This window comes from Pseudoduganella sp. RAF19, assembly GCF_052114165.1.
Classification (GTDB): Bacteria; Pseudomonadota; Gammaproteobacteria; order Burkholderiales; family Burkholderiaceae_D; genus Rugamonas.
In genome coordinates, this window is record NZ_JBFREF010000007.1 from 332,569 (window position 1) to 340,222 (window position 7,654).

Below are 7,654 nucleotides of genomic sequence, written 5' to 3' on the forward strand. Positions count from 1 at the left end.
TTCAAGACTTAGGGAGCGTAAAGATGAAAAAGTTGACGACCGCCGCCGGTGCACCCGTTGTAGATAACCAGAATTCGCAGTCTGTCGGCCTGCGCGGCCCTCTGCTGTTGCAGGACGTTTGGCTGCTGGAAAAGCAGGCCCAGTTCAATCGCGAAGTGATCCCCGAGCGCCGCATGCACGCCAAAGGCTCGGGCGCCTACGGCACGTTCACCGTCACTAATGACGTCAGCCGCTACAGCAAAGCGGCGCTGTTCTCGCAAGTGGGCAAAAAGACCGACTTGTTCATGCGCTTTTCCACGGTCGCTGGTGAGCGCGGCGCGGCGGACGCCGAGCGCGATATCCGCGGCTTCGCCGTGAAGTTCTATACCGAGCAAGGCAACTGGGACATCGTCGGTAACAACACGCCAGTGTTCTTCTTCCGCGATCCCCTGCGTTTCCCGGACTTGAACCACGTGGTCAAGCGCGACCCCCGCACCAATATGCACAACGCCGAAAGCAACTGGGACTTCTGGACCTTGCTGCCGGAAGCGCTGCACCAGGTCACCATTGTGATGAGCGATCGCGGTATTCCGAAATCCTACCGTCACATGCATGGTTTCGGCAGCCATACCTATAGCCTGATCAACGCGGCCAACGAGCGTTTCTGGGTCAAGTTCCACTTTATTACGCAGCAGGGCATCGAGAATCTGACCGATGCGGAAGCGGTGGCCCTGATCGGCCAGGACCGCGAAAGCCATCAGCGCGATTTGTTCGGGTCGATTGAAAAAGGCGACTTCCCGCGCTGGAAGATGATGATCCAGGTGATGCCGGAAGCGGACGCCAATAAGGTGCCGTACAACCCCTTCGACCTGACCAAAGTCTGGCCGAAGAAAGACTATCCGCTGATTGAAGTCGGCATGCTGGAGCTGAACCGCAATCCGGACAACTACTTTGCCGAAGTCGAGCAGTCGGCCTTTACGCCGGCAGCCGTGGTGCCCGGCATCGGCTTCTCGCCGGACCGCATGCTGCAGGCGCGCCTGTTCTCGTATGGCGATGCGGCGCGCTACCGCCTCGGCTCGAACCACCACCAGATTCCGGTGAATGCGCCGAAGTGCCCCTTCCACAGTTTCCATCGCGACGGCGCCATGCGCGTGGACGGCAATCTGGGCGGCACCATCGCCTACCAGCCAAACAGCAAGGAAGAATGGATCGAACAGCCGGAGTACAAGGAGCCGCCGCTGGCCGTGGAAGGCGCTGCAGGCTACTGGGATCACCGCGTCGATACCGACAACTTCTCGCAGGCCGGCGCGCTGTTCCGCCTGATGACCGGCGAACAGCGCCAGGCCCTGTTCGACAATACGGCGCGCGCGATGAAGGGCGTTTCGCAAGCTGTGTGTGCACGCCATATCGACCACTGTAACCAGGCCGATCCTGAATACGGCGCCGGCGTGGCAGCTGCGATGGCCAAGCTGGCCGGCTAAGGTTTTATCCGCCCAGCCAGCCCATCACCGCATCCATATAGGCAGCCGGCTGCTCGACGTTCGATAGATGCACGCCGGGCAGCATCACCAGCCGCGCGCCAGGAATGGCCGCGGCGAGTTCCTCACCATGCTTTGCGCTGGTCACGGTGTCGTCGATGCCGGCAATGACCAGCGTCGGCGCTTCAATCAAGCGCACCGTGCGGCGCTGATCGGCGTCGCGCACCGCGGCAAAGGCGCCCGCCACGCCACGCGGATCGATCGCATGCAGCATGGCGCGGAAGCGCTGGATTTCTGCACCATTCTCCGCAACCATCTTCGCGGGGAACCAATTATTCAGGAACATCTCGGCTGATTCGCGCATGCCGTGATCGGCCAGCACGCCGGCAATGCGCTCGCTCCATCCGTCCGTGCCGAGCGAGGCGGCGGTGTTGCTGAGGATAAGTCTGTCGATGCGCTCGGGCCGGTGAATCGCCAGCCATTGGCCAATGAAGCCACCCAGCGACAGGCCGAGGAAGTGTGCCCTGGCGATGCCGAGTGCGTCCATCAAATCCAGTACGTCGTGGCCCAGACGGTCCATCGAGTAAGGTCCCAGCGGCACGTCCGATTTACCGTGGCCGCGCGTGTCGAAACGCAGCACGCGGAAGCGCTGCGACAGTTCCGCGATCTGGCCGTCCCACATCGCGTAGTCGGTGGCGATGGAGTTGGACAGGATAAGTGTTGGCAGCTGCTGCGCCCCGTCGAAGCGGTAGGCGATGCGCACGCCATCGTTGGCAGTGATGAATGATTCCATGGTAGATCTCCTTTCCGGAAACCATCGTAGCCGCGCAGCGTTCCGAAAAATATTATAAAGTTCAGTCATTCTTTGTAAGGAATACTGACAATGAGCGCTTTCACCTTGCACGACCTGCAGTGCTTTGATGCGGTGGCTCGCACGGGCGGATTCCAGTCGGCGGCGGATGCGCTGCATCGCACGCATCCGGCCGTGCATGCGGCGGTGGCGAGGCTGGAGCGGCAACTGGATCTCGCGCTGCTGGACCGCAGCGGCTATCGTGTAGCGCTGACCGAGGCGGGCGCCTCGTTTCACCATAAGGCGCAGGGCATGCTGCGCGAGCTGGCGCAGCTGGAAGTGCACGCACGCCAGCTGGCGATGGGCGAAGAAAGCGAGTTGCGCGTGGTGGTGGGCGACTTCTGTCCGCGCCGCGCCGTACTGGCAGTGCTGAGCGGGTTCTTTGCGCAGCATTGCGGCACCAGGCTGCACCTGCATGTCGAGTCGGTATCGGGGCCGGAGGAGCGCTTGCATGATGGCGACGCGGACCTCATCGTGCATGGCGTGGACAAGAACGATCCGCGCGTTGAATGGATCGATCTGGCCAGCGTTCCCTTCGTGCCCGTTGTGGCGCCGGGCTTCCTGCGCTTCGCGCCGGGCCGTTCGGTAAAGCCCGAGCAGCTGCGGGATTACACGCAATGCGTGATCCGCGATACCGCACATTCGATGGCCACGCGCGACTACTTCATGATCGAAGGCGCTCACCAGTGCACGGTAGCGGACCAGTTGATGAAGAAGGAAATCATCCTTCAGGGCATGGCCTGGGGCCACATGCCGCGCTTCCTGATCGAAGACGAATTGCGCGACGGCTCGCTGATTTCCATCGCTGGCCGCCACCTGCCCGGCAGTACCGAAGATCTCGTCGCCGCGCGCCGCGCCGACCGCCCTCACGGCCCCATCGCCACGCTGCTCTGGCAGCACCTCGACAAGCACCGCACCGCGCTGGCGCCGCTGATGGAACGAGCGACGCCTGCGGTTCGCAGCCGCGCCGGCTAGCCGGCTGCCGCGACGGCTGCCGATACGGTTGGGCGTGCGATCAGGCGATAAGCGGATTCCGCCGCAAGCAGACCGATAATGATGAAGACTGCGCTCACCAGTCCGAGGGAGTGGGCGCTGACCAGGGTGATGGCGGCGCCGCCGACCAGGCCGGACATGGAAACGCCCACATACAGTGCGGCAGAATTCAAGCCAAGCAGCAGCGGTGCGGCGGAAGGCGTGATGCTGATCAGGCGGTGCTGCTGCGGCACCAGCATGCCCCAGCCGGCCAGCCCCCACACGATCAGCGCGGGTACTGCGGTCAGCAGCGATGCGGAGGTCCACGGCAGCAGGGCGAAGTCCACAGCCAGAACAGCGATCGCGAAATTGATGATGCGGCGGCTGCCGAAGCGGTCAGTCAAACGGCCAGCCAGCAGATTGCCGACGGTCGACGCCACGCCCCACAGCAGCAGCAAGCCAGCCAGCACGCGGCCATCGCCGCCGGTGGCACGATCGAAGCCCAGGCCAACGTAGGTATAAACCAGGAACAGGCCGCCATACACCAGCAAGGTGGTGGCCAGCGTCAGCAGCACCCGCGCATCGCCCAGTGGTTTCAGGCGCTGCGCCAGGCTGACGGCTGGCGGAGCCGAAATGGACGGCAGACGCCACGCCAGGCCGATAAAGGCCGCGGCCCCGATCGCGGACACAAACCACATCGTTGCGCGCCAGTCGAGCAGACCGCCGATGAAGGTGCCCATCGGCGCACCCAGCGCCGTTGCGCTGGACAAGCCTGCAATCACAATTGCCAGCGCGCGTCCACGCTGCTCCGCCGGCACCAGCGAGGCGCCGGTGGCGGTAGCGGTCGGGCTGAACATGGCTGCGCCAAGCCCCGCCAGGAAGCGGCTCGCCAGCACCAGTTCAATACTCGGGGCGACAGCCGTGATCACATTGCCAAGTACAAAAACGGCAAGGCCTGCCAGCAGCAGCTGTTTGCGTGGCCAACTGGCTGCCGCCGCCGCGATCACTGGCGAGAGCAGGGCATAGCTCAATGCATAAATGGTCACCATTTGCCCGGCCAGGGCGACCGAGACGTTGAGTGAAGCGGCCACCGGCGCCAGGATGCCGGCGACGACAAAGCTGTCGGTGCCGATGGCGAACATGCCTGAGGCAAGGAAGAGAAGACGTTTATCCATGATTATTTGGTCCTGCAAAAGTTTCGTGATGAAACTAATATAGCACAAAAGTTGTGTGACGCAACTTATATGCTAAGATGGTCTGCATGTACCGGAAAACTTTTGATGGAATGAACTGCTCCGTAGCCCGCTCGCTCGACCAGGTCGGCGAGTGGTGGAGCCTGCTCATCGTGCGCGAATGCCTGCTCGGCACCAGCCGTTTCGACGATTTCCAGCAGCGGCTGGGCATTGCCCGCAATGTGCTGACGTCGCGGCTGAATAGCCTGATCGACTACGGCGTGCTGGAGAAAGTGATTGCGGAAGGCAGCGAGAAGCGTTCGGCTTACAAGCTCACGCCCAAGGGCGAGGCGCTATTCCCGGTGATCGTGGCGCTGTCGCAGTGGGGCGATGAATGGCTGGGGCACGAAGCGCCGCTGCAGCTGGTCGAAAACAAGACCGGGCTGCCGATCGAGCCGGTCGGGCCGCGCGTGGGCGACCGCCTGCTGGCCCTGCGCGATGTGCGCGTCGAGCCCGGTCCCGGTGCGACGGAAAAGACGATGGAAGCGATCAGGAACCGCAACCGGGTCATCCTCGGTGAGGAGTAACCCGGCGCGGCGGGGAATGCTTAAAAGCTGGCGATCGGCGCAGGCTGGCCGTTCTTGAAGTTGTAGATGGTCACAGGCGAAGACTTCATATCGCCCTTGGCGTCAAACGAATAGGTGCCGGACACGCCCTTGTAGCTGCCCGCCGCGATATCCGCGCCCACCTTAGCCGGGTCAATCGAATTGGTCTTGGCCATCGATGCTGCGTACATCTGGACCGCATCGTAATAAGCCGACGCATACACATCCGGTTCCGAATTGAAGCGCTTCTTGAATTTGGCCTTGAAGGCCGGACCGGCAGCCGCTTTCTCCAGCAGCGCGCCGCCTTGTGCGCACAGCACGTTCTCGCCGACGGCGTCGCCGCCCAGCTTGCCCATTTCCGCGGTGCAGATGGTATCGCCGCCCAGCAGCTTGGCATTGATGCCCAGCTGCCGCATCTGGCGCACCATTGGCGCTCCTTGCGGCGCATAGCCGCCGAAGAAGATGGCCTGCACATTCTTCGACTTCAGTTTGGTCAGGATGGACGTGAAGTCCACTGCCTTGTCGGTGGTGTACTCATGTCCCGCCACGGTCAGGCCCGAAGCGCGCGCCTGCTTCTTGAATTCTTCCGCCAGGCCCTGGCCGAACGCGGTGCGGTCATCGATCACGGCGACGTTTTTCGCCTTCAGCTCATTGGCTGCGTACAGCGCCATCTTGGAGCCCAGCTGCGTATCGCTGGCGTTGATGCGGAAGATGCCTTTGTAGCCTTGCTGCGTCAACTTGGGATTGGTGGCCACGGGCGCGATCAGCATGCCCGCGTCGTTGTACACGCGCGAAGCCGGAATCGCCACGCCGGAATTGTATGGACCGACCACGTATTTCACGCCGCTGTCGGCCAGCTTCTGGGCCACCGACACACCGGCTTTCGGGTCGCCCTGATCGTCTTCGGAAACCAGTTCGAACTTGACCTTCTTGCCGCCGACTGTAATGGGCTTGGCGTTCAGTTCTTCGATCGCGAGACGCGCGCCTTTTTCGTTGTCCTTGCCGGAGAAGGCCTGGGCGCCGGACAGCGGTCCGCTGTGGCCAATCTTTACAACCAGTTCCTGCGCGGACGCCGAAGCGGCAAACGCCATCAAAGCCAGCACGCCGGCGGAGTGTTTCAAGTTCATCAAAAGTCTCCAAATTGTTTTGATGGCGTGATTATCCACAATCCTGCACGCGGGGCAAGCGGGAAGGTGTAAGCAATCAGCTGCGGCGCTGGCGCAGAGAGGCTTGTTTTTGCTGTTTGAGCAGGGCGGCGTTGATGCGGTCGATCAAGCCATCGTCGCGGCTGCGGGCGACGGCGAAGAACTGCTGCGTGTCGACTTGCACGGGCGTGGGCAGCACGCTCAGGGTGACGCCGGGTGGCAGGGGGATGTCCTTGGTGAGCGGCGCAGCGAAGGCGCGCAGTTCGGCTTCCATGTCGGCGGCGGTTTGCCAGCCGGTCTGGAATAGCAGCACCGCGTCCACGCGTTTGAGCAGAAGGCGCTGCAGGCGCGTGGCGCGCGAAGGCAGGTCGTCCTCCACCTTGAACAGCTTTTCGATGCGGGCGCGTTCGAATTCTTCGCCGTAGCCATAACCGCGCACCGCGCCGATGGTCTTGCCGCGCAGGTCGGACAGTTTTTCAAAAGGGAAGGTGGCGTCGCTGCGTGTGACCAGCCATAAGGTGCTGCTGACGGCTGCTTCGGAATAGCGCAGCGCGCGTTCCCGGCCGGCGTTTTTCGGCAGGCCGAAAATCAGGCCGTCGCCATTGCGCGCATTGCGCTCGGCACGCGGCCAGGGATACGTGCGCACGTCGAAGCGCAGGTTCAGTTCTTTTTCGAGGTAATCAAGCAGGGTACGCTGCCAGGGACGCATGAGTTTGGGGCGGCCCGCTTCGTCGAAAGCCTCGCCCATGATCAGGCTGACCATCTGCTGCGCGTGCGCGTCCCGCAAGCCGAGCAGCGGCGCGACAAGTAATGCGGATTGCAACAGGAAAGCGCGCTTGGCGGGATTCATGCCCCGATATTACCGAGTTTCCCGCGGGAATTGCCGGTTGGGCCGGCGATTTTGAGCGAAGTGTGGCGCGCCGCGCAACGCGGGCGGCGATACCTTATCAAGAAGCTCAGGTTGCTTCGGGCGGCGTGTTCGGCGGACGTGCGGGTGCGTTGCCGGATTGTCCAGTATTCGCGGCGTTTTCCGGCAGCGTCGGCGGTGGGACCAGCGGCCGGCGGGTTTGCTCGCCGGTTTGCACGGGCAGGGCAGCGTGGGTGCGCGTGACCGCTTCCACTGCCGGGACGGCTTCGCCAGCCGGTCCTGCAGTGGGTGGACGGCCGGATGCGGCGGCGATGTCGCCGGTTCGATAGGCTGCCAGGGCGGCAGGGATCATGGCATTCGTGGCAAGTCCGCGCGCGGCTTCGGGACCAGTTGGGGCCAGGTCGGCCGCGCCTGGGCCACCAGCGGTCACAGTGCCGCCCGCCGCACCGCCGACGGCTCCCGCCCCACCGGCCGCGCCGCCTGCTGCGCCGCCGATGCCGCCGGCTCCACCGAGCGCACCGCCTTCTGCACCGCCAAGCGTGCCGCCTCCGGCACCGCCGGCCGGGCCGCCGGCTGCCGTAGCAC

General features: G+C 63.5%; 7 protein-coding genes and 1 pseudogene. 3 read left to right on the plus strand and 5 right to left on the minus strand.

The window, feature by feature from the left end:
- Positions 1-23: 23 nt before the first annotated feature.
- On the plus strand, positions 24-1,460 hold the full coding sequence (locus AB4Z19_RS20755; RefSeq protein ID WP_442026135.1) for a catalase: 1,437 nt from the start codon (positions 24-26) through the stop codon (positions 1,458-1,460).
- A gap of 4 nt (positions 1,461-1,464) precedes the next feature.
- On the opposite strand, the gene pcaD is transcribed toward AB4Z19_RS20755, so the two are convergent.
- Positions 1,465-2,250 carry a 3-oxoadipate enol-lactonase gene (gene pcaD / locus AB4Z19_RS20760; RefSeq protein ID WP_442026134.1) on the minus strand — a complete coding sequence of 262 codons (786 nt, stop codon included), beginning with the start codon at positions 2,248-2,250 and terminating at the stop codon, positions 1,465-1,467.
- Between the two features lie 90 nt (positions 2,251-2,340).
- Between pcaD and AB4Z19_RS20765 the strand changes: the two genes are divergently transcribed.
- Positions 2,341-3,282: a LysR family transcriptional regulator gene (locus AB4Z19_RS20765; RefSeq protein ID WP_442026133.1), complete on the plus strand. Its 942-nt coding sequence runs from the start codon at positions 2,341-2,343 to the stop codon at positions 3,280-3,282.
- Here AB4Z19_RS20765 and AB4Z19_RS20770 read toward each other — a convergent pair.
- Complete coding sequence (locus tag AB4Z19_RS20770; RefSeq protein ID WP_442026132.1) at positions 3,279-4,454, minus strand: MFS transporter; 1,176 nt, start codon at positions 4,452-4,454, stop codon at positions 3,279-3,281. The two genes, AB4Z19_RS20765 and AB4Z19_RS20770, sit on opposite strands and share 4 nt — an antisense overlap.
- A 110-nt stretch (positions 4,455-4,564) precedes the next feature.
- Here AB4Z19_RS20770 and AB4Z19_RS20775 point away from each other — a divergent pair, with 110 nt between their 5' ends.
- Positions 4,565-5,038, plus strand: coding sequence for a winged helix-turn-helix transcriptional regulator (locus AB4Z19_RS20775; RefSeq protein ID WP_442026131.1), 474 nt, complete (start codon positions 4,565-4,567; stop codon positions 5,036-5,038).
- A gap of 20 nt (positions 5,039-5,058) precedes the next feature.
- Here the strand turns inward: AB4Z19_RS20775 and AB4Z19_RS20780 are convergent, their stop codons facing one another.
- The 3 genes and pseudogenes from AB4Z19_RS20780 to AB4Z19_RS20790 form a co-directional block, all read right to left on the minus strand.
- Positions 5,059-6,183, minus strand: a complete 1,125-nt coding sequence (locus tag AB4Z19_RS20780; protein ID WP_442035899.1) for a branched-chain amino acid ABC transporter substrate-binding protein — start codon at positions 6,181-6,183, stop codon at positions 5,059-5,061.
- A gap of 76 nt (positions 6,184-6,259) precedes the next feature.
- Positions 6,260-7,051, minus strand: a complete 792-nt coding sequence (locus tag AB4Z19_RS20785) for a substrate-binding periplasmic protein (RefSeq protein WP_442035900.1) — start codon at positions 7,049-7,051, stop codon at positions 6,260-6,262.
- Positions 7,052-7,157: 106 nt separating this feature from the next.
- Positions 7,158-7,654 (minus strand): annotated as a pseudogene (locus AB4Z19_RS20790) (hypothetical protein); the annotation flags it as partial.